The organism is Devosia sp. LjRoot3, assembly GCF_964252865.1.
Taxonomy (GTDB): domain Bacteria; phylum Pseudomonadota; class Alphaproteobacteria; order Rhizobiales; family Devosiaceae; genus Devosia.
Genome location: NZ_CAXUPK020000002.1, coordinates 616967 through 638538, shown reverse-complemented (window position 1 = coordinate 638538; position 21572 = coordinate 616967). Strand labels below are relative to the sequence as shown.

Below are 21572 nucleotides of genomic sequence, written 5' to 3'. Positions count from 1 at the left end.
ACTAGGCTTTACTGCGCAGCCGGCGCGTTCGGGTTGGCTTCCAGCGCCACGATCATGTAGCGCAGGTTGCTCCAGTTCGGACCCGAAGCGGCATAGGGGTTCGCGGCGCTCGGGTAACCCGTCCAATAGGTCGTGTCGAAGGGCGCGAACTTGTTATAGGCCATCAGCGGAATGAACGGCATCTCCTCGACTGCGAGCTTGAGATAGTCCATCCCGAGTTCGACCACCTTGGGATCGTCAAAGCCCACAGTACGGTTGGCTTCGATGATCTGGTCGAGGCGTTCATCCTGCCAGCGCGTCAGATTGCGCGGCGGCTGCACTTCCCCGGCGGGCTTGATGAAGTCCGAGTGATAGCTTTCAAGGAAGAACGAGAGGTCGGGGTGACCGCCCCAGGTCTCGACTGTCCAAAAGATCGCCGCTTCATAGTCGCCGCCGCCAAGGCGCTGGCCATTGGTGGGCCCAGCCACATCGACCGTCGTCTGGATGCCTTCCATCGACCACTGCTGGGCGATGATCGTACCGGCACGAGCCAGCGTCGGGATGGCGTCGCCTTCAACCATCAGCTTGATGGTGAACGGGGTGCCATCGGGCTTCAGCCACTGATTGCCACTCTTGGTGAAGCCGGCCTTCTGCAGCAGTTCGGCAGCCGCAGCGAGATCCTGCTTCCACCAGCCTTCACCGAACATGGCTTTCAGCTGGGTCGGATCAGACGGGATCTGGTCGCCCCACTGGGGTTTTACCAGCGCCGCAATCTGTTCGGCCGTCGTCGCGTCATAAGGCTTTATCGTCCGCTTGCCGGTATTGACCTCGTAGTTGGCGAGCCATTCCTGCATCGGCTGATAGTAGTCGGTGATCGCCGTGCCGGTGGGCGGGGTCGAGAGCGCCGCAAGGTTCGCCGCACCGCGATATGAACCCATGGCGACCGAGCGAATGTCGATCATCAGTGCCAGCGCCCAGCGCACGTCCTTGTTGTTGAACGGCTCGACCTGGTGGTTGAACAGCACCGATGGCAGCGTCGGATCGGGATGCGCAAACGGGAAGCCCGGGAACCAGTAGGCCGTCGTGTCAGCCGCATCGCGGGCAATGGTGAACATGCCTTCGGGCGCGATGTCGTTGATCACGTCGAGATTGTGGTTCATCTGCTCGATGACGCGCGCATCCGGATTACCGGCATTGCGATAGACCACATACTTCACCTGCGGCGCCTCGGTCAGTCCCTGACCAATGGAGGTCCGCTGCCAGTCATCGCGCAGCTTCCAGATCACCCAGTTGCCGGCCGTGTCATAGCTATGGAGCACATAGGCCGAGAGCGAAACCGGCGGATTGGCGGCATAAGTCAGCGGATCATCGACCGTTTCGAACACATGCTTTGGCATGATCCAGGCCGCATTCCAGCGCACCGTAAAGAGCGTATGGAACCGCGAATTCGGCGCCTTGAGATTAAAGACCACCGTATTGCGATCCGGAACCTCAACGCTCTCGACGTTCACCGTAAACGGCGCGCTCCACCCCATGCCGGGATGAGCGATCTGCGTATCGACCGTATATTTGACGTCATCGGCCGTGAACTCGACGCCATCGCTCCAGAAGATGCCTTCCTTGAGCTTCACCGTCATCTGCGTGAAATCGTCATTATAGACCGGCTTGTCCGCCGCCAGCGCATTGGTCCAGGCCGCGTCGCCCGTGCCTTCCGGGTTGATCCACCAGAGCGTATCGGCCGTCAGCTGCTGGTTGCCATTGGTCGATGCACCACCGCCCGGCGCCCAGAGATTGAACCATTCGGCATTCTGCGCCGCCGGTCCCTGGATGATCAGCGCCTCGTTGCGGGGGATACCCGCGATGAAATCCTGGGCAGCAACCGGCATCGCCATAGCGGCGATGGCAAGAGCGGCTGCAGCCAGCTTCTTGAATAGCATGGTCGTTCCTCCTGATGCCCGCAAAAGCGGACAGCGACCCCGCTGAGCCCACAGGGCCCTGCACGTCGCCTCCCTCGTCTCGTAACCGCGCCGCGCTTAGTCCTCCCGCAGCACCGTCCGGCATCTTTATCGACAATTTTCAAACCGAGAGCAACAGGATTATCGACAAAATAACATCACCATCCGCACATTTCTGCGGTTTTGCGCAATTTGCGTCGCTAATTTCATCGATATTATTGACAACAAGGCTCCGATTGATAGGGTGATATCGACAACAGCGGCAGAGGACCGCGGTTCATTTCCCAAGGTAATCAGGGTGGAGAGAAGACGATGACAGCGACTTATGACGTCCGCATCGACGTGGACGCGGGCGCGAGCCGCGGTGCATACCGGCCATTGTGGAACTGGTTCGGCTATGACGAGCCGAACTACACCTACACCGCCAATGGCAAGAAGCTGCTCAACGCGCTGACCGAGCTGAGCCCCGAAGCCCCGCGCGTGCGCACGCACAATCTTCTCACCTCAGGCGACGGCGCCTATGCCCTGAAATGGGGCTCGACCAATGCCTATACGGAAGACGCCAATGGCAACCCGGTCTACGACTGGACCATCATGGACCAGATCTTCGACGCCTATGTCGAAGCGGGCAATATCCCGCTGATCCAGGTCGGCTTCATGCCCGAAGCGCTGTCCGACGATCCCGGCGAATACCGCCACCACTGGGCGCCCGAAGACAAATACGCCACCATCATGACCGGCTGGGCCATGCCGCCCAATAATCTCAAGAAGTGGGGCGATCTCGTCCACGCCTGGGCCCGGCACCTGGCCGATCGCTATGGCGAAGCGCAGGTGCTCACCTGGCCCTGGGAAGTCTGGAACGAGCCCGATGGCCTCTACTGGAAGGGCACCATCCCCGAATTCTGCGAAATGTACGACGTCACCGCCAAGGCCATCAAAGCCGCCCTGCCCGGCGCTCGCGTCGGCGGCCCGCACACCTGCGGCGCCTTCAACAATCCCAAGGCCCAGAAATTCCTGCGTGAGTTCCTGCAATATGTCGTCGACCACAATTCGCCGATCGACTTCATCGCCTTCCACGCCAAGGGCAATCCGGTGATCTGGAAGGACCATGTCCGCATGGGCCTCCACAAACAGCTCCGCGACATCGAGGCCAACCTCGCCATCGTCAACGAATTCCCCACCCTGCGGCATCTGCCGACAGTCATCGGCGAATCCGACCCCGAAGGCTGCGCCGCCTGCTCCGCCCGCGTCCACCCGCAAAACGGCTACCGCAACGGGCCCCTATACGGCGCCTATGTCGTTGAAAGCATGATCCGCACCTACGAACTCAGCCAGCGCGCCGGCGTCGAGATCGAAGGCGCCGTCACCTGGGCCTTCCTCTTCGAAGACCAGCCCTGGTACGACGGATTCCGCGATCTCGCGACCAACGGCGTCGACAAGGCAGTGCTCAATGGCTTCCGCATGCTCGGCAAATTGAAGGGCGAATGGGTCACCGCCAAGTCCGACCACGCCATTTCCATCGAGAACATCATGGAACACGGCGTCCGCGACCAGCCCGACGTCAACGCCGTCGCCACCCGCGACGACACCGGCGTCTCCATCCTCGTCTGGAACTACCACGACGACGACGTCGAAGACGGCGCCGCCAACGTCACCCTGGCCCTGAACAATCTAAAGCCCGGCAACCACAAGCTGACCCACTACCGAATGGACAAGGATCACTCCAACTCCTTCGGCGTCTGGAAGGCGATGGGTTCGCCCCAGTCTGTCACTGGCGACGACTACAGGAAGCTGGAAGCTTCCGGCCAACTCGCCGTCCTCGAAACCGGCAAAGCCGACGCCTCTTCCGGCGCCGTCACCCTGACAACCAACCTCCCCCGCCAGGGCGTCTCCCTCCTCCGCATCGATTACTGATCTGATCCGATGCGCCAGCACCCCGCCAATCCTCCCAAGGGGCGGGGTGCTTTTTTGTTCAGCCTCGATGCTCGTGAGAGAATCCTCTCCCGCCTGCGGGAGAGGGGCTTCGAAACGCCCCGAAGGGCAAATCATGCCGGTGACATGATTTGAGACGAGAAGGCCTTGAGAGCTATGCTCGAAAGGCAGCATAGCGTGGTGGAGAGGGGAGCCCCACGCACCGCGTTCGTCACCCTCGGGCTCGACCCGAGGGCTCTATACTTCCATCAGCATCGCAAAGTGAAACCTCCTCGGATCAAGCCCGAGGATGACGGCTGGTTATTGATGGGACCCCGCTTCCGCGGGACAGGCCTCACTCCACCAGCCCAATATACCTTCTCTTCGACGGCTGCAGATGATCCACACACAACTGAGCCAACAGCCAATTATCCCGCCCACTCAGCATCTCGATCATCAACCGGTGCTGGCTATGCGAAATATCCAGCGCCGCCCGGTCCGCCATCGAGTTGGCCCGCACCGGCAGGCTGTAACGCATATAAAGCTCGATGGTCTGCACCAGGTACTTGTTCCCGCACGCCCCAAACAGCGTCAGGTGAAACCGGTCATTGGTCTCGTGCACACCGCGCAGATAGCCGCTTTCGATATGCTCGCCATGCTCCTCATGGATTTCGAGCAATTCATCAATAAGAGCCTGCGACGCCGGCAACGGAATCAGCAGCGCCGCCTGCCGTTGCACCAGCTCGCGCACGGCATAAATCTGCCGCACCTCGTCCGGCGTCAGCGTGCGCACCATCGCGCCCTTGTTCCGCTCGCGCACGACAATGCCCATCTGCTCGAGCTGCACCAGCGCCTGCCGCACAAAATGCCGCGTCACTGGAAAGCGCGACAGCAAGGAATCCTCGGTCAGCCGCGCCCCCGGCGCCAATCGACCGAAAATGATGTCCTCTTCGAGCGCCCGCGCAATGCCCTCGTGATCAAGGTCGGTGTCGATGTCATCAGTCATGAAAAAGCCCCAGAGGCAGTCCGTCTCGTCTTCTATCAGATAGTCGCAGCCGGTTTAAATCCGCTCACGCTATAGGCCGCTTCCGCCAGCCGCAGTGTTTCCAGATTATCCACCGCGCTCGTCTCAAACCCCTGCTCGCGCGTCAGCGCCGAAACGAAATGCGCAATCGCCCCGTTATAAGCAGCCTGATAGCTTGCGCCGGGATCGAAGGTCACTTCCCGCGGCCGCGGCCCGAACAGTCGCAACACTGATCCATCAAGATGCACCGTCCCCTCGGACCCAAAAATCCAGAGCTGGTCACTCGGAGCAGGCGGCGCCCCATGCACCGCCAGATTGCCCGACACGTTCAGCGGCACGCCATCGCCGCGCCGGCGCAAGCCCAATATGGCGCTGTCCTCGCCAAGGATCTCGTCATTGCTACGCCCCAGCCGCGCCGAATGTAGATCAAATTCCCCGAACAGCGATCGCATCGTATCGAGGTGATGGATCAGCACCTCCATCACTAGCAGCCGCTGCTCGCCGCGGAAAAACGGCTGCCGCACCAGCGCCGGCCTCTGCCCATCCGCCCCGGCGATCATGCCGCTCGAATGAAAATCGAGCCGAACGGAAACAATGTCGCCAACCGCCCCAGCCTCAAGCCACGCGCACAATTCCCGATAATAGGGTCGAAACCGCCAGTTCTCATGCACCATCAGCGGCACGCGGTTCCCCACCTCCGCCACCAGCGCTTCCGCCTCGGCGAGATCAACGCCCAACGGCTTCTGACACAGCATCGGCAATCCCGCCGCCGCCCCCATCCTCACATTCTCTGCATGAAACCGCCGCGGCGTCGCAATATCGAGTGCATCGAGTTTTTCACCCGCCAGCATGGCCTCGAAACTGGCGTAACGCCCGGCAATCCCAAAACCATCCGCCCGCGCCGTCAGCGCCACAGGGTCAGGATCGCATATCGCCACCACCTCGGCACTATCCACCTTCGCCCAGGCCGGCAGGTGATATTGCGTTACCCACCCAGCCCCTACCAAACCAATGCGCACCACAACCCTCTTATCAATAATATCACCAGACACGGTCCGTATCGGATTATCGGCAATTATGACGATTTCCCTGACTTTATGCGCATTTCGCATGCTCGTACACCCACTTCTCGCAATTCGTCACCGCACATTATTGACAATAATCCAAATGGCTGTAGGAATGGCCACACGATGCCGCGCGGTTACGCGGCCGGGAGGATTATGGTGACGCGCGGGCTTCGCAGACGTTTGACGAGCTATGGCGACCAGGATTTTTCCCTGTTTCTCCGCAAGGCTTTCATCAAGGCCATGGGCTATTCCGACGACGCGCTCGATCGCCCCATCGTCGGCATTGCCAATACCTATTCCGACTACAATCCCTGCCACGGCAACGTCCCGCAGCTGATCGAAGCCGCCAAGCGCGGCGTCATGCTGGCCGGTGGCATGCCCATGGTTTTCCCGACCATGTCGATCCACGAGAGTTTTGCCGCGCCCACTTCGATGTTCCTGCGCAACCTCATGGCCATGGAAACCGAGGAAATGGTGCGCGCCCAGCCCATGGATTCCGTCATTCTCATCGGCGGCTGCGACAAGACCATTCCGGCCCAGGTCATGGCCGCCGCTTCGAGCGAAGTGCCCGCCATCATCCTGCCCACCGGCCCCATGGACACAGGCAATCACCGCGGCGAGCGCCTCGGCGCCTGCACCGATTGCCGCCGCCTCTGGGCCCAGTTCCGCGCCGACACCATCGATGAGGCCGAGATCAACGAGATCAATGGCCGCCTCGCCAGTTCCGTCGGCACCTGCACCGTCATGGGCACGGCCTCCACCATGGCAGCCCTCGTCGAAGCCATGGGTCTCGCCCTCCCCATGTCCGGCTCCGCCCCGGCCACCTCGTCCGAGCGTTTCCGCCTCGCCGAAGAAACCGGCCGCACCGCCGTCGCCATGACCGAAACCGGCCTGACCACCGCCGAGGTGCTCACACCGCAGGCCCTGCGCAATGGCCTCGTCACCCTGCAGGCACTCGGCGGCTCCACCAATGCCGTCGTGCACCTCGCCGCCATCTACGGGCGCCTGGGCAAAAAGCTCGACATGGCTGAATTCGACGCCATCGGTAAGCAGGTACCGGTCCTTGTCGACCTCAAACCTTCAGGCAGCGGCTATATGGGCGAGTTCCACGCCGCCGGCGGCGTCCCGCGCCTGCTCTCGGAACTGACCGACCTCCTCGACCTCACCGCCCCCCGCGCCTTCGGCGGCATTTTAGGCGACGCAGTCAGCAACCTGCCCTCGCGCTATGAAGAGCAAATCATTCGCCCGCGAAAGAATCCCATTTCCGCCTCCGGCGCCATCGCGGTTCTCTCCGGCAACCTCGCCCCCCGCGGCGCGGTGATAAAGCATTCGGCAGCCGATCCGAAACTGCAGGTCCACGAAGGCCGCGCCGTCGTCTTTGACTCTGTCCAGGACATGACCGAGCGCCTCGAAGACCCCACCATTACGGCCGACGACGTCCTCGTCCTCCGCAATGCCGGCCCCAAGGGTGCGCCCGGCATGCCCGAAGCCGGCTACATCCCCATTCCGCGTCACCTCGCCCGCCAGGGCGTGAAAGACATGGTGCGCCTGTCCGACGCCCGCATGAGCGGCACCGCCTTCGGCACTGTCGTCCTCCACATCACCCCCGAATCCGCCGATGGCGGCCCTCTCGCCGCCGTTCGCACTGGCGACCGCATCCGCCTCGACGTCCCCGGCCGCCGCCTGGAATTGCTCATCAGCGCCGCCGAACTCGACGCCCGCATGGCCACCCTGCCGCCGCCGCCGCCATCGCCCCCACGCGGCTATGCCCAGCTTTATGATCGCCACGTCACCCAAGCCGATGACGGTCTCGATTTCGATTTCTTGATGGCCGCCAAAGAAAATGGCTGAAGTGCTCGACGCCCCGCTCTGCCTACCACCGCGCCCACTGCGCAATCCGGCAAATCTCCGCCTGCCGCAAAATACCTGCGACGCGCATTTCCACGTCTTCGCCCGCGAAGCGCCGCTGGCCTCGCCGCGCAGCTACACGCCCCAAATGCTGACCATAGAAAACTGGCTCACCCTCGCCGATACTTTTGGCATCGCCCGCGGCGTCCTCGTGCAGCCTAGCGTCTATGGTCTCGACAACCGCGTCCTGCTAACCGCCCTCGCCGGCCATGGCCAGCGCCTCCGCGGCATTGTCGTCATTCCGTCCGAAACCAGCGACGCCGAACTCCGCCGCCTCGACGCACTTGGCGTCCGCGGCGTCCGCTTCAACCTCCGCAACAAATCCGGCATCGGCTTCGACGCTTTTGTCGATCTTGCCCCCCGCATTCGCGCCCTCGGCTGGCACGCCCAGTTCCAGGTCGGCCCCGAAGCCATAGCCACAGTCGCCGAACTGACCGAGCGCCATGACATCACCGGCGTCATCGATCACCTCGCCTTCATCCCGCTCGATACCCCCGGAACGGCGCTCGACGATCTCGCCCGCGCCCTCGAAACCGGCCGGGTCTATGCCAAGATTTCGGCGCCCTATCGCCTCCGTGACACCAAGAGTCACCAATTCTACCGCGCGGCACTCTCGAAGCTAACAGTCTGCTACCCAACCCGCCTCCTATGGGGCACCGATTGGCCGCATACCGAGCTCTTCGAAACCGTGCCCGAAGACGACGACCTGATCGCCCTCAGCCTCGACGCTTTGCCCGCCGAGAGCCATGCTGCGATTTTCGCCGACAATGCCCAGAACCTCTATTTCCAGCACTAATTCCCGTACCGGAGACGCCCGATGCCCTTGCTGACCGAAGCCGCCAAAGGCGTCTATGTCATTGCCGTTACACCTTTTTTGGATAATGGCGATATTGACTGGACCAGCGTCGACCGCATGGTCGACTTCTACGAGGAAAAGGGCGTCACCGGAATGACCATTCTCGGTCTCCTCGGCGAAGCACCGAAAATGACCTCCGAAGAATCCAAAGCCATCGCCAAACGCGTCATCGGCCGCGCCAAGGTCCCCGTCATCGTCGGCGTCACCGCCCCCGGCCTCGCCCCCATGCGCGAACTCGCTGATTCCGTTATGGAATTTGGCGCCGCCGGCGTCATGGTCGCCCCGCCCTGGACCACCAAAACCGACGACCAGGCCTATGCTTTCTACACCTCCGTCGGCGACGCCCTCGGCAAAACCCCCTGGGTCCTCCAGGACTACCCTCTTACAACCAACGTCACCATCGCCCCCAAGGTCATCGATCGCATCGTCAAGGACGTCCCGACCTGCGTCATGCTCAAGCACGAGGATTGGCCGGGCCTTGCCAAAATCACCGCCCTCCGCGCCTCCAGCGACAAGGGCGAAACGCGAAGAATTTCAATCCTTTGCGGCAATGGGGGTCTCTTCCTCCCCGAAGAAATGGGCCGCGGCGCCGATGGCGCCATGACCGGTTTCTGCTACCCCGAAATGATGGTCGACGTCGTCTCCAACTACGCCAAGGGCGACGTCGAACGCGCCCACGACATTTTTGACGCCTACCTCCCCCTCGCCCGCTACGAACAGCAGCAAGGCATTGGTCTCTCAGCAAGAAAGTACGTTCTCGCCAAGCGCGGCGTCATATCTTCAGCCGCCCTCCGCAAGCCCGGCGCAGCCCTTTCTCCCAAGGACATCGCCGACGTCGAGCGCCTCCTCGCTCGCCAGGCAAAACGTCTTGCGGAGATCGGCGCATGAAACTCGGTCTCGAAGGCAAACGCGCCGTCGTCCTCGGCGCCAGCAAAGGGCTCGGCGCCGCCATTGCCCAAACCCTAGCCGCTGAAGGCGCCACCGTCATCGGCGGCGCCCGAACCGTTGAAGCCATTGAAAAACTTGGCAATAACATAAGCGGCCGGTCGCTGGACCTCACCGATCCAGCCTCCATCCAGACCTTCATCGAAGGCGTCCTTGCCCAGGGCGGGGCAGATATCCTCATCAACAATTCCGGCGGCCCGGCCCCCGGCGAGGCATCTGCTCTTCCCGCCGATGACTACACCAAGGCCTTCAACACCATGGCCGCCCCGCTGATATCAATCACCCAGGCTCTGCTGCCGGGCATGCGCGAGAGAAAATGGGGCCGCATCATCACTTTGACGTCTTCCGGTGTAGAGTCGCCGCTCCCCCGCCTCGCCCTCTCCAACTCCATCCGCCAGGCCCTTGTCGGCTGGAGCAAGACCCTCGCCAGCGAAGTGGCCGCGGACAATGTCACGGCCAACATCATCGTCCAGGGCCGTATCCACACGAGCCGCGTTGACGAACTCGACGCCGCCGCGGCCAAACGCCTGGGCAAGAATATCGAGGAGATAAAGGCCCAGTCCATCTCGACAATTCCCGCCGCCCGCTATGGCCGCGTGGAAGAACTGGCCGATGTCGTCGCCTTCATCGCCAGCGAGCGCGCCTCCTACGTCACCGGCAGCTTGATCCGCGTAGACGGCGGCATGATCCGCTCGATCTAGACCGGCAACGGCCGAGAACAACTTTGGAAGCAGCCGGCGTCCGACGGTCGCTTCAACCCCGCGTCAGGCCGGCGCGATACTGCAGCGGCGTTTCCCCCAGCACCTGACGAAAGTCAGTAATAAAGTGCTGCTGGCTCGAATATCCCAGATCATAGGCGATGCCGATCCAGTCGGGGGCATCGCTGGCACGGATCAACTCGGCGGCAGCCAGCAAGCGCCGCCGCTGCAGGAACCATTTGAGGCCGATGCCGAGATAGTCCCGAAATAACTGCTGCAACCAGCGCTCGCTACGGCCGAAGGCCACCGCGACTGCGGACACGGTCGTCAGCGCCTCGTCGGCTTCGATGGCATTGATGATGGCATTGACGAGCACGATATTCTCGTCCGGCTGCGGATCGAGCGACAGAAGCAGATCCGACAGGGCCGACAGCGCGTCGTTATCGCTACCGGCCAGTAAGCGCTCTATGCGCGCCTGATCCAACCCCAAAAACACGCGGTCGAGCGGAAGGATCTGATCCTGAAGGTTTGATAGCTCCCCGATCCAGAAGGCGTGGAAGGCGCCGGGGCGGAAGCGTGCGCCAATGATGCGGCCGCTGCCGGACGCAGGATAGACCCGCTTGCCGCGGAACGTCCCCTGAATGCCGGACTGATCGAGGGCCAGGAACACATCGACATAGGGCCGATGCATCACTTCGGCCGAGTGATAAGTGCCCTCTGCCACGTCCCAACGGATGACCCAAAAATGTTCGACAAAGGGCTTTAGCGGTTCAACCGGTGCCGTCGTGCTGAAACGAACATGCCGCTCGAACCCGGCAGGATCGAGCCTTCCGCGCGGATCGTAAGTCTCTGCGGGTTTTTGAAATACACCAATCTCATCCCGCGCCATCATGGCTCCATCAACAACGCAATATCGAGCAGACAAATGAGCACCAAGCACTTCCTCCGCGGCATGGCCACCGTCAACTACTTCGCAGATAACGTCGCCGCCGCCCGCGACTGGTATTCGGAGCTTTTCGGCGTCGAGGCCTATTTCCAGATGCCGAGCCGTGACAACCCTGCCTATATCGAGTTTCGCATCGGCGACGATGCCGACGAATTCGGTATCATCGACCGCAAATACGCGCCCGAAGGCATGCAGCAGGGACCGGGTGGCGCCATTCTGCTCTGGCACGTCGACGACATCGAAGCGGCCTTCGCCCGCCTCAAGGCACTGGGTGCTACCGAATATGATCCGATCACCAAGCGCGGCGAAACGGGTTTCGTAACGGCCTCGGTGGTTGATCCATTCGGCAATGTTCTGGGGATCATGTACAACCCCCACTATGTCGAGTTGCACGGACACTGACAGGCGCTGCCAACAGCAGCAACGGCGCGGCGATGATTGCGCCGGGGGAGTTGGGCGCCGCAAAATTGCGGCGCCCTTCGGACTCTAGTCGATCAGCTTGAGGTTGGTCGCCGATTCCTTGCCGTCACGGCCGGTCTCGAGCTCGTATTCAACCTTGTCGTTCTCGTAGAGGCCATCCAGTCCAGAACGCTGGACAGCAGAAATGTGCACGAACGCGTCCTTCCCGCCGCCCTCGGGCGAAATGAAACCGAACCCTTTGGTCGTGTTGAAGAACTTGACCGTGCCTTTGATAGCCATGAGCTTGCCTTTCCAGTTTGGAGGCGGGCAAATTATCGAAGTTCTCGAATGCCACAAGCCTCCCGATGCGCCATCGAGGACTATTTTACCAGTTGGCACTGTCTTGCGCGTGCTTCCCGCGCCCTTGCATCTCGCTAGACAACGGCATGCAGACCAAACTTGCGAGAGCAAAGGCGGTCGATAGTTCGATCTGGTTTGCGCCCCGTAGCCGCCTCGTAACGCGCCTTTCGATCGGCGGGGGCGCCCTGTTAGCGCAGGGCCGACTGCTATATTCTCAGCAAATTGCGTTATCGGGGGCAGACATGAACGTCGCGGCACCGAGCGAAGTGGATGACATCCTGGCCGTCGTAAAGGCCGAGCATGTCGCCTTCTGGATGAAGGACATCGAAGCTTACGAGCGCTGTCACCTGCACGCGCCCCACACCTGGTGGTGGAGCTACTGGCGCCACGGAGGCCTCGCCATCCGGCACGGATGGGAGGAGATCGGCGAACGCTCCCGCCAGGCCATGGCCGCCTTTCTCGCCCCCAGCCCGAGCTACGCCTTCGAGACCAATTGGGACAATATGACGGTCCGTGTGAGCGGGGACATGGCCTGGGCGACGTTCCAGCTCCACTACCCCGGCAGCGACGGGCCCATAAGCGATCTGCCAGGCACCACCAGCCTCGCCTATGAACTCAGGATCCTCGAGAAACACGACGGAGAATGGAGGATCGCGCTGGTCAGCGTCATGGTCCCGGGCCTGGATCAATTGGGCGGGCCCGTATTGAGGCTCGGGCTTGATGGACGTGTCATCTGGAAAAGTGCGGACGCCGAAGAGGCCCTCGCGAATGACGATGACCTGGTCATCCGCAACGGTCAGCTCCGCATACGCAATCGCGCCGCCGACCTGCGACTGCAGTCTGCCATCCAGTGGGCGGCGCAACGTGATCGCTTCCTGATGGCTCGACGGGGAGCGATGCCTGTCATCATGGATGCCGGCGAAGGACTGCCGACGAGGCTTTGGTGGGTCGTGGCAGAGTCAGGCATGATCCTGTTCTCGTTCGGCAATTCGCACCTGGTCGAAGAGCGGCTGGCGATGGCTGCGTCGGCCTTTGGCCTGTCCCCCTCGCAGCTGCGGCTTGCTAACAGGATCGTCCAGGGACAGTCGCTGGTGGAGATTGCCGACGCCAGTGGCGTGAGCATCAATACGGTTCGCACGCATCTCAGGCGCATGTTCGACAAGGTCGGCGTCCATACGCAACCGGCCCTGGTGCGGGTGCTGCTCTCGGTCGCCGCACCGCGCTAAGGAAGTGTCACTCGATCGGGTGACAGTGGATTCCGCCTGCATCCATCAAGCTCTGCCAGATTTGCGAGGACACTGATCATGACCTTCAGGCTTCTCATCGATGGCCAACTGGTTGCTGGCGACGCCTCCTCCCCCGTGCTCAATCCAGCGACCGAAGAGGTACTTGCCGAGTGCCCGAGGGCCTCCGAAGCACAACTCAACCGCGCGGTGGCCGCAGCAAAGGCCGCATTTCTCTCCTGGGCCGCAACACCCATCGATCACCGCAGGGATATTCTTCGGGCCATCGCCGATCGCGTCGACGCGCATGCCGACGAACTGGCGCGATTGCTGACCCAGGAACAGGGCAAGCCGATCGACAGCGCCAAGGGCGAACTCTGGTTTCTGGCGCACGCCTTCCGCTCGCATGCCGCGTACGAAATAGCCGGCGAGGTGATGAGCAATGGTGCCGGAAACCATGTCGAGCTGCACCGCAAGCCGCTGGGGGTCGTGGGCCTGATCCTGCCCTGGAACTTCCCGATGGCCCTGCTGGCCTTCAAACTGCCTTTCGCCCTGCTGGCCGGCAATACGGTGATCGCCAAGCCCGCCCCAACAACGCCGCTGACCATGCTGCTACTCGGGGAATTGCTGGCCGATCTATTGCCAGCCGGGGTCCTCAACGTCATCGCCGACGACAACGATCTCGGCGACGCCCTGATGCAACACCCGGATATCCGAAAGGTTTCCTTCACCGGATCGGTGGCGACTGGCCGCAAGGTGATGGCCAATGCTTCGGCCACGCTAAAACGTTTATCGCTGGAGCTGGGCGGCAACGACGCCGCCATCGTGCTCGACGACGCCGACCCTAAGGAAGTGGCACCAAAACTGTTCGCCTCTGCCTTCGGCAATAGCGGCCAGGTCTGCATCGCCATCAAGCGTCTCTATGTGCACGACGCCATCTACGACGCCATGTGCACGGAACTCGCCACCCTGGCGGATGCAGCAGTTGTCGGTGATGGCTTCGAGCAGGGGACGACGCATGGCCCGCTCCAGAACAAGGCTCAATTCGAACGAGTTCTCGACATCCTCGATGACGCCAGAAAATCCGGAACCGTGATCGCCGGCGGCACGCGACCTGATCGTCCGGGTTATTTCCTGAGGCCGACAATCGTCCGCGACATCGCGGAGGGAACGCGGCTCGTCGACGAGGAACAGTTCGGGCCGGTACTGCCCGTTATCCGCTTCACCGACGACGAAGACGTCCTCGCCCGCGCCAACAACTCCCCATACGGACTGGGCGGCTCGATCTGGTCGCCGGACTTGGCACGCGCCAGTGCGCTCGCCGAACGGCTGGATGCGGGAACAGTCGGCATCAACCAGCATGTGGGGATCGACGCCGATGTGCCATTCGGCGGCTCCAAGCAATCAGGCATCGGCACCGAACTGGGCAAGGAGGGGTTGCTCGAATTCACGCAGCTGAAAGTGATTTCGTCGCCGAGGCTCGCAACGTAACCGAGCTGCCAGCCCTCGATATGTTCGGGATAATTTCACGCCAATTTCGCTCCGTTTTCCAGATTTCGCATCCGAATGGCTGGATGCTCGCCTCCGCTGCCCCCGGCAGAAGAGGAGCGATCCGTGAGCATTTCCTTTGTCCCCCATAGTCGAAAACACGGCGCGAAACTGGCCGCAATCCTTGCAAGGATAGGCGGTGCCGTCCGCGCCCTGTGCAACGTGGCCAGCCCCCGTCCGGTCCGCTCGGATCTCGATTTTCTGAATCACGAGCAATTGGCAGAGATCGGCATCCGGCGCTTTTCGCAACGCGAGCGCTGGCTCGATGGCAGGGAGACCTCGCTCCCTTCGAGCAGCAATTATGGCACCCGCCCGAACGACCTCTAGGGCCAACGTTGGGAGGTGTGCGCTGGAACCACCGCTGATGTTCGGGCATAGTTGGCGGCGACGCGACGGAACATTCCATCCATGTCGGTTTTCGGCTTCGCTGGTCATACGCTCGACTTAGGGCAAGGCAGGCTCCGCAACAGTCGCGGCGAGGTGATGCTGCGCCCCAAATCGCTTGCATTGCTCACCTATCTTGTCCGCAATCCTGGCCGCGTCATCGGCAGGGACGAACTGATCGAGGCGGTGTGGCCGGACGTCGTTGTCTCCGACGATTCACTGAGCCAGTGCCTCAAGGACATCAGAGCCGCCCTTGGCCCCGAGGCGGAGGGATTTATCCGGACCGTGCCACGGCGAGGTCTTGTCCTCGACGAGCAACGCCTCTCGATGCATGGCGACGAGCAAGACCAAGCTCCCCACAAGCGGCCGACGGCAGAGAGACCTTCGATTGCCGTGCTGCCCTTTGAGACCTCGGCCGCCGAACACGAGTGGTTCTCCAACGGCATTGCCGAAGATATCACCACGGCGCTGGCCAGAAACGGCAGGCTAAAGGTCGTATCGAAGAACTACAGTTTCGCCTTCAAAGGGACGGAGCGCCGAGGCGCCGAGATCGCCCACGAGCTCGGCGTAACCCATCTCCTTGAAGGCAGCGTCCGCCTCGCCGGTGAACGCACAAGGGTATCGATCCGTCTCCTCGTCGGCAGCACGGGCGAATTGCTGTGGGCGGAACGGTTCGACCGGCAGGTGGCGGACATCTTTGCCATTCAGGATGAGATCACCGAGGCCGTCGTCGCCCATCTCGAACTCGAACTATTGCCCGAAGAGAAACGCGCGATCCAGCAGGCTCGAACCACCAACCTCGAGGCCTACAACTACGAGCTTAGGGGCCGCCAGCTCGCAGTTGTCCTGACCCGGTCTTACTTGCTGCCGGCCCGTCGCATGTACGGCAAGGCCGCAGAGCTCGATCCGAACTATGCCCGCGCCTATGCTGGCATGGCGATCTGCGACTGCTATCTGCGCGATTGGCATGGCGAGGACATCTCGCTGACGACGACCCTGGCCATGGCTGACAAGGCGATCCATCTCGATCCCGGCCTGGCCGAGGCGCATGCAGCCAGAGGCTTTGCGCTGTTCTGCAACGAGCAATATGTGGAAGCCGACCACGCCTATCGGACAGCCCTGTCCATCGACCCCAATTCCTATGAGGCCAACTTCTTTTTCGCCATGACCCTGGCGCGCTTCACGGCCGACAGGGCACAAGCCCTCGCAAGCTTCACGCTGACCGCCCGGTTGCGAGCAGATGACTACGTCTCGCCGATGATGGCAGCGAGCTACCTGCCCAAAGACGACCCGCAGAAACTGGACTGGGCAATCATCGCCGTAGAACGAGCGGGCCGCGCCAGCGAGTTACACCCCGAAAACGCCGCTCCATTGCATCGTGGCGCCGTGGCCCTCGCCCATCTCGGTCAGAAGGACAAGGCGTATGCCTGGCTCGACCGCGCGCTGGTGATCGATCCGACAGACTTCATCGCGCAGGTCAATGCAGCCTGCGTCTGTTCGCTATTGGGTGACATGGATCGGGCACTGGATCACCTGGAGCGCGCCGCCCGTCACGTCCCCCAAAACACCATAGACATGCTCCGGAGCGATCCCGACTTCGAGGTCCTCCGAACGCATCCGCGCTTTGAACTAATCCTTCGGTCAAGAAATCCTTAAGACATCAGGCCAACTGACGCACTTCGGGTGTTCAGTTCATCGGCAGGTCGGGCAATTCGACGCGCGTGTCAAAACTGCGATAGAATTGCCCCCAGCCGGGATCACGCAGATGCTGCTCAAGGCCGGCGCGTTTGACCAGAGCCTGCGCCTGCCGATTGCCCTCGGCGAGGGCGGCGGACATGTCGACATGGACCGGCTTGCGATCCAAAAGAACGAATTCACCGTCGACCATCACCATTTCGACGTCGGAACCAACGGCCTGATGAATGAGGCGGTGGACCGGAAGCCAGTTGGGCGTCAGGTGCGGCTGGTCCATGTCGATGACGACGATGTCGGCCTTCTTGCCCACTTCGAGCGAGCCGATTTCCTTTTCCATACCGAGGGCACGGGCCGCGTCGATGGTGATCATTTCGAGCACCTTTCCGGGCGGGAAATAGTAGCGATCGTGATTGCGCAGCACGTGCTGGGTGGACTGGAAAGAGCGTGCGATCTGCAGCATGTCAAAATAGCGGCTGGGCGCGGTGCCATCCGAGGTGACGGCGACATTGACGCCGCGGGCCAGCATTTCGATGACCGGCGTGGAGCGACCCGGCGGGGCGTGGGTCACGTGGGTGCCGGTTTCGGCAAGGATATCGATTTCCTCGTGGGAAATACCCCAGCAATGCTGGAGGTGGATATCGGGTCCGAGAAGGGCGTTTTCCTTGTCCTGGAAGGCGAGGCGGATATGGCCGGCAAAGGCGTCGGAATGGATGCGGACGCCGTGTTTGCGCGCCAGTTCGCGGACGGCGCGGGCCTGGTCGCGGTCAGCCTGGGTGAGCGACACTGCCTGGTCGGGCGTCGACATGTTTGATGGATCGAGGGAGGGCACGATGGTGAAGGGGGTCACATAGACCTGGATGCGTCCGTTCGCGCTGCCATTGATGGCTTCGATGGTGGCTTCGGTCCCTTCCATCATCTCGTTGAAGGAGACACTGCGTCGCTGGGGTTCGCCGGTTTCCCAACGAGTGACGGCGCGCGGCCAGGGCAAGCCCGCGGGACCGGTGCAGATGATTTCCCGGAGGCCAATCTCGCTAAAGGCGCGGGCGTGATTGATCGCGAATTGCGGATCGTCGCTGCGCGGCATGGAGGAAATGATACTGACCGAGGTGGTGACGCCAGAGGTCAAGCGTTCAAGGCCGGAGACGAGGCCGTCGGCATACCAGAATTCGCGGGTGACCGCGTGGTAGTAGACAGGGGTGACGATCTTCATCCAGAGCGGATTGGTATCGACCCCGATGCTGCGGATAAGGCAGTGCCCGGCGTGGCCGTGAGCATCGATGAGACCGGGAATGATGAGTTTTCCGCGGCAATCGACCACGCGATCGTCGGGCTCGACGGTGATTTCGGATTTGGGGCCGACGGCGACAATTTGGTCACCGGCCACACGCACGGCGCCGTCTTCGATGATGCGACGTTCGGCGTCCACAGGGACCACGGTGCCATTGATGAAAACAGTGCCTGCCATGGTTTTGCTCCAAGTCCATAATTTTCAGCGCAGCGGGAAGCTGGGGCGGAAGAGGTCTTCGACCGGCGGGTGCCGCCAGCTTCGGTCGGGATATTTTGCCACAAGGCCCTCGAACTGACGCTGCGCCTGCTGGCGCGCGGCAACGAGGTCGAAATCTTGCACCTGTCCGTGGCGCATAGAAAGGCGGCCATCGACAAAGACAGCTTCGGTGACCTTGCCATTGCCGCCCATGAGCAGCGTGGTGATGGGATCAACGCTGGGCGTCATGTTGATATCGTCGAGGCGGAAGATGGCGATATCAGCGCAGGCGCCGGCAGAGAGGCGGCCGAGATCGGTGCGGCGCAGCGCCTTGGCGCCGCCGAGCGTGGCGGCGTTGAAAAAGTCGGCTGAGCTGGCGGCGTTGGAATTCTCGGCGATGCGGCAGGCGATGAGGCCGACCAGCATGTTCATCCACATGTCCGCCGGGGCCGTATCGGTCGCCATGCCGATATTGACGCCGGCCGCGCGAAAACTGGCAAAGGATTTGAGGACGCTGCCCATACGCGCCGAGACCAGCGGGGAATGAGCGAGGCTGACGCCGTGTTCGGCATAAAGCGCCACATCGCGGTCGGTGGCATAGGTGCCGTGCGGGGCGATCAGGTGATCGTTGAGGAGGCCGTGACGGGCCAGCCATTGCGGGCCGGTGGTGCCGTGGAGGCGCTCCATCATGTCGAGCTCAAACTTGCCTTGGGCCATGTGGATGCGGACTGGGCAATCGAGTTCATGCGCGGCGGCCATGGTGCGTTCGAGCATGGTTTGCGTGCAGGCTTCGACGCGATCGGGAGCCAGAAGGCCGTTGATGAGACCGCCATGGGAGCCGTGGTGACGACGAACAAAATCGAGAGCAGCGTCGAGGCCGGCTAGGCCCCTGCCCTCGTCGAAGCGCATGTGAAAGATGCCGCTATCGTCAACGACAGCGCCGCCGCAGCGGTAGGCAGGTCCGAGGAAGACGCGAAGGCCGAGGGCGGCCGCCGCATCGGCCGCCGCGTCGAACTCATCGGTCGTTTCGGCCCATTCGCGATAGTAGAGGGAGGCGATAGGGAGCGCAGTGGTGATGCCGTTGAGAAGAAGCGTCGCGAAGGCGAACTTCTTCTGGAAGGCCAACTCCTCGGGCGAATACATCTCGTAGGGGCCACGGGCGACATAGCTTTCAGGCCAGATGCGGCCGCGCGGCCAGCCGGGCTGATTGTCGGTGACGAGCGTATAGGTATCGAGGTCCGAGAGGGCGTCGAGATCGATCAGGCCCGGACTGATCAGCGCCGCGCCGAGGTCGATGCGGCGGGCGACGTCGCCCTCAAAGCGACGGCCGGCATAGAGGATGCGGTTGCCCTCAAAAACCAGTTCGCCATTGCGGATGAGCACATGGGTGTCACCCTCGTGGGCGACGAGCCATTCGGCCGTGAGCAGGGTTTTGCCGTTCGGTCGGGAGCCCAGCGCGAGATCGTTGAGGCCGGCCATAGTCATTCCCCGTCGATAAAAGAGAGAACCGGCGCCCCGTAGGGCGCCGGGGGATTGGCTTACTCGCCGACCATCGTGAACCAGTGGCGAGCCTTGTTGTCGGCGCGCACGTCGATGGTGTCGATGCGGCTGCCGGTGGCCCAGGCGATCGGCTGCTGGTGCAGCGGGATCATCAGCAGTTCGTCCTTGGCGATGCGCAGGGCCTGCTCTTCGAGCGAGAGGCGTTCTGTCGGATCGGTCGCAGCGGCAGCCTGCTTGACGAGATCGTCGAGCGCGGGCACCGACCAGCCGCCATAGTTGGAAACGCCATAGGCGCCATCACGGGTGGCAAGCACCTGGGAGAGCAGCGAGAAGGCGTCCAGCGTCGGCTCATTGGCCCAGCTGATGTTGAAAACTTCGACTTCACCCTTGGTGCGCTTGGGCGACTGCACGGCGCGCGGACCCATGTCGATGGTGGGCGCGAAGCCTGCGCGCGTGAGCATGTTGGCAATGCCCTGGCAAAAGTCTTCTTCGTTGATGCTCTCGTCGTTCATGCAGGTATACGTGAACTGAGCGCCTTCCTGGCCGGCTTCCTTGAGGAGGGCCTGCGCCTTGGCCGGATCGGCCGGTTCATAGGTGTCGAGTTCAGCCGAATAGCCGGCAATGTCCGGGGCGATCATCGAACCGGACGGACGAGCAAGGCCACGCATGATGCGCTGGTTGATCAGGTCACGGTCGATGGCAGCTTCGAAGGCTTGGCGCACACGGATGTCGTTGAACGGGTTCGGACGGCCATCGAGCAACGTTTCGTTGCGGTTGAAGGCGACAAAAACCGTGCGCAACTCGGTGAGGCTCATCACCGTCTTGGTCGGATCGGCCTTGAGACGTTCAAGATCCTGGATCGGGGCGCTGTCGATCAGATCGACTTCATCGGAAAGCAGCGCGGCAATGCGGGTGGCAGCCGAAGTGATCGGGATGAATTCGAGACGGTCGATATTGTGGTGCTTCTCGTCCCACCAGCCTTCGTTGGCAATGAGCACGGTCTTGCTGTCCGGTGCGCGGCTTTCGAGCATGAAGGGGCCAGTGCCATTGGTGTGGCTGGTGGCATAGCCTTCGATGCCCTGGGCGAAGTCGGACGGCTTTTCGGTATTGTTGTCTTTGAGCCAATCGGCGTCGAAGATGAAGATATTGGTGATGTCGTTGAGGAACAGCGACGAGGTGGTGCTGACATCGATCTCGACGGTATAGTCGTCGACCTTACGGATATCCTTGTAGAGGGGCATATTGCCCTTGAGCGGCGAGGCCGGATCGGCGGCGCGCTTGACGGACGCAACCACGTCGTCGGCAGTGAGCTCAGCGCCGTTGTGGAATTTTACGCCTTCGCGCAGCTTGAAGCGCCAGAACTTGCCGTCGATCAGTTCCCACGAGGTGGCCAGGGCCGGCTCGATCTGGAAGGTCTTGTCGTAGCGTACGAGGCCTTCATAGATGTGGTTGAGGAAGGCGAGGTTCGAGGTCGAGGGGATCGAGTTGGGATCGAGCGAGTAGATATCGGCTCGCGAGCCCCACTTGACCGTTTCGGCCTGCGCCGCCATGGCCCCCAGCGACAGCGAGACCGCCAGGGCGGCCAGCATAGTTTTTACGACAGACATCCGTTCTCTCCTGTTATGTCGGCGTTTTGGTGTTCCGGGGCTTGGGCCCCCGAAACGGTGCGTCCCGTCCTGAGCTTTCCCTCC

The 21572-nt window shown here is 62.0% G+C and carries 18 protein-coding genes; 10 read left to right on the top strand and 8 right to left on the bottom strand.

Translation table 11 applies throughout. From position 1 onward, the window contains the following. Positions 1 to 8: 8 nt before the first annotated feature. The gene (locus ACSQ2A_RS10115) at positions 9 to 1916 is read right to left on the bottom strand and encodes an ABC transporter substrate-binding protein (protein WP_436072115.1); all 1908 of its coding nucleotides are present in this window, start codon (positions 1914 to 1916) and stop codon (positions 9 to 11) included. A 330-nt stretch (positions 1917 to 2246) separates the two neighbouring features. Between ACSQ2A_RS10115 and ACSQ2A_RS10110 the strand changes: the two genes are divergently transcribed. Further along, positions 2247 to 3848, top strand: a complete 1602-nt coding sequence (locus tag ACSQ2A_RS10110; protein WP_436072114.1) for a GH39 family glycosyl hydrolase — start codon at positions 2247 to 2249, stop codon at positions 3846 to 3848. Between the two features lie 352 nt (positions 3849 to 4200). On the opposite strand, the gene ACSQ2A_RS10105 is transcribed toward ACSQ2A_RS10110, so the two are convergent. Together ACSQ2A_RS10105 and ACSQ2A_RS10100 are read right to left on the bottom strand one after the other, a co-directional pair. Next, the gene (locus ACSQ2A_RS10105) at positions 4201 to 4851 is read right to left on the bottom strand and encodes a GntR family transcriptional regulator (RefSeq protein WP_436072113.1); all 651 of its coding nucleotides are present in this window, start codon (positions 4849 to 4851) and stop codon (positions 4201 to 4203) included. Positions 4852 to 4886: 35 nt separating this feature from the next. After that, on the bottom strand, positions 4887 to 5981 hold the full coding sequence (locus tag ACSQ2A_RS10100; protein ID WP_436072112.1) for a Gfo/Idh/MocA family protein: 1095 nt from the start codon (positions 5979 to 5981) through the stop codon (positions 4887 to 4889). 111 nt (positions 5982 to 6092) lie between these two features. On the opposite strand from ACSQ2A_RS10100, the gene ACSQ2A_RS10095 reads away from it, so the two are divergent. From ACSQ2A_RS10095 to ACSQ2A_RS10080, 4 genes are read left to right on the top strand one after another with little or no spacing between them, the layout of a single operon-like run. Beyond that, on the top strand, positions 6093 to 7787 hold the full coding sequence (locus ACSQ2A_RS10095; protein WP_436072111.1) for an IlvD/Edd family dehydratase: 1695 nt from the start codon (positions 6093 to 6095) through the stop codon (positions 7785 to 7787). Further along, positions 7780 to 8640: an amidohydrolase family protein gene (locus tag ACSQ2A_RS10090; RefSeq protein ID WP_436072110.1), complete on the top strand. Its 861-nt coding sequence runs from the start codon at positions 7780 to 7782 to the stop codon at positions 8638 to 8640. Before ACSQ2A_RS10095 ends, ACSQ2A_RS10090 begins: the two co-directional genes overlap by 8 nt. Positions 8641 to 8661: 21 nt before the next feature. Then, positions 8662 to 9588 carry a dihydrodipicolinate synthase family protein gene (locus tag ACSQ2A_RS10085; RefSeq protein ID WP_436072109.1) on the top strand — a complete coding sequence of 309 codons (927 nt, stop codon included), beginning with the start codon at positions 8662 to 8664 and terminating at the stop codon, positions 9586 to 9588. Next, positions 9585 to 10346, top strand: a complete 762-nt coding sequence (locus tag ACSQ2A_RS10080; RefSeq protein WP_436072108.1) for an SDR family oxidoreductase — start codon at positions 9585 to 9587, stop codon at positions 10344 to 10346. The genes ACSQ2A_RS10085 and ACSQ2A_RS10080 overlap by 4 nt, the downstream gene beginning before the upstream one ends. A gap of 52 nt (positions 10347 to 10398) precedes the next feature. On the opposite strand, the gene ACSQ2A_RS10075 is transcribed toward ACSQ2A_RS10080, so the two are convergent. After that, positions 10399 to 11235, bottom strand: a complete 837-nt coding sequence (locus ACSQ2A_RS10075; protein ID WP_436072107.1) for a helix-turn-helix domain-containing protein — start codon at positions 11233 to 11235, stop codon at positions 10399 to 10401. A gap of 33 nt (positions 11236 to 11268) precedes the next feature. Between ACSQ2A_RS10075 and ACSQ2A_RS10070 the strand changes: the two genes are divergently transcribed. After that, positions 11269 to 11691 (top strand): VOC family protein, encoded by a 423-nt coding sequence (locus ACSQ2A_RS10070; RefSeq protein ID WP_436072106.1) that lies wholly within the window; start codon positions 11269 to 11271, stop codon positions 11689 to 11691. Between the two features lie 84 nt (positions 11692 to 11775). Here the strand turns inward: ACSQ2A_RS10070 and ACSQ2A_RS10065 are convergent, their stop codons facing one another. After that, on the bottom strand, positions 11776 to 11988 hold the full coding sequence (locus tag ACSQ2A_RS10065; RefSeq protein WP_295415270.1) for a cold-shock protein: 213 nt from the start codon (positions 11986 to 11988) through the stop codon (positions 11776 to 11778). Positions 11989 to 12290: 302 nt separating this feature from the next. Between ACSQ2A_RS10065 and ACSQ2A_RS10060 the strand changes: the two genes are divergently transcribed. The 4 genes from ACSQ2A_RS10060 to ACSQ2A_RS10045 all read left to right on the top strand — a co-directional run bounded on the left by ACSQ2A_RS10060 (position 12291) and on the right by ACSQ2A_RS10045 (position 16859). Beyond that, a complete protein-coding gene (locus ACSQ2A_RS10060) occupies positions 12291 to 13274 on the top strand; it encodes a LuxR C-terminal-related transcriptional regulator (RefSeq protein WP_436072105.1) in 984 nt (327 codons plus the stop codon). Between the two features lie 75 nt (positions 13275 to 13349). Continuing rightward, on the top strand, positions 13350 to 14762 hold the full coding sequence (locus tag ACSQ2A_RS10055; RefSeq protein ID WP_436072281.1) for an aldehyde dehydrogenase family protein: 1413 nt from the start codon (positions 13350 to 13352) through the stop codon (positions 14760 to 14762). Positions 14763 to 14885: 123 nt separating this feature from the next. Beyond that, a complete protein-coding gene (locus tag ACSQ2A_RS10050; protein WP_436072104.1) occupies positions 14886 to 15146 on the top strand; it encodes a hypothetical protein in 261 nt (86 codons plus the stop codon). 81 nt (positions 15147 to 15227) lie between these two features. Beyond that, a complete protein-coding gene (locus ACSQ2A_RS10045; protein WP_436072103.1) occupies positions 15228 to 16859 on the top strand; it encodes a TPR end-of-group domain-containing protein in 1632 nt (543 codons plus the stop codon). Between the two features lie 31 nt (positions 16860 to 16890). Here the strand turns inward: ACSQ2A_RS10045 and ACSQ2A_RS10040 are convergent, their stop codons facing one another. The 3 genes from ACSQ2A_RS10040 to ACSQ2A_RS10030 are packed head-to-tail and all read right to left on the bottom strand — an operon-like array spanning position 16891 to position 21488. Further along, a complete protein-coding gene (locus ACSQ2A_RS10040) occupies positions 16891 to 18363 on the bottom strand; it encodes an amidohydrolase family protein (RefSeq protein ID WP_436072102.1) in 1473 nt (490 codons plus the stop codon). A 24-nt stretch (positions 18364 to 18387) separates the two neighbouring features. Next, positions 18388 to 19866, bottom strand: a complete 1479-nt coding sequence (locus ACSQ2A_RS10035; protein WP_436072101.1) for an amidohydrolase family protein — start codon at positions 19864 to 19866, stop codon at positions 18388 to 18390. A gap of 53 nt (positions 19867 to 19919) precedes the next feature. Beyond that, positions 19920 to 21488: an ABC transporter substrate-binding protein gene (locus ACSQ2A_RS10030; RefSeq protein ID WP_436072100.1), complete on the bottom strand. Its 1569-nt coding sequence runs from the start codon at positions 21486 to 21488 to the stop codon at positions 19920 to 19922. Between the last annotated feature and the right edge of the window lie 84 nt (positions 21489 to 21572).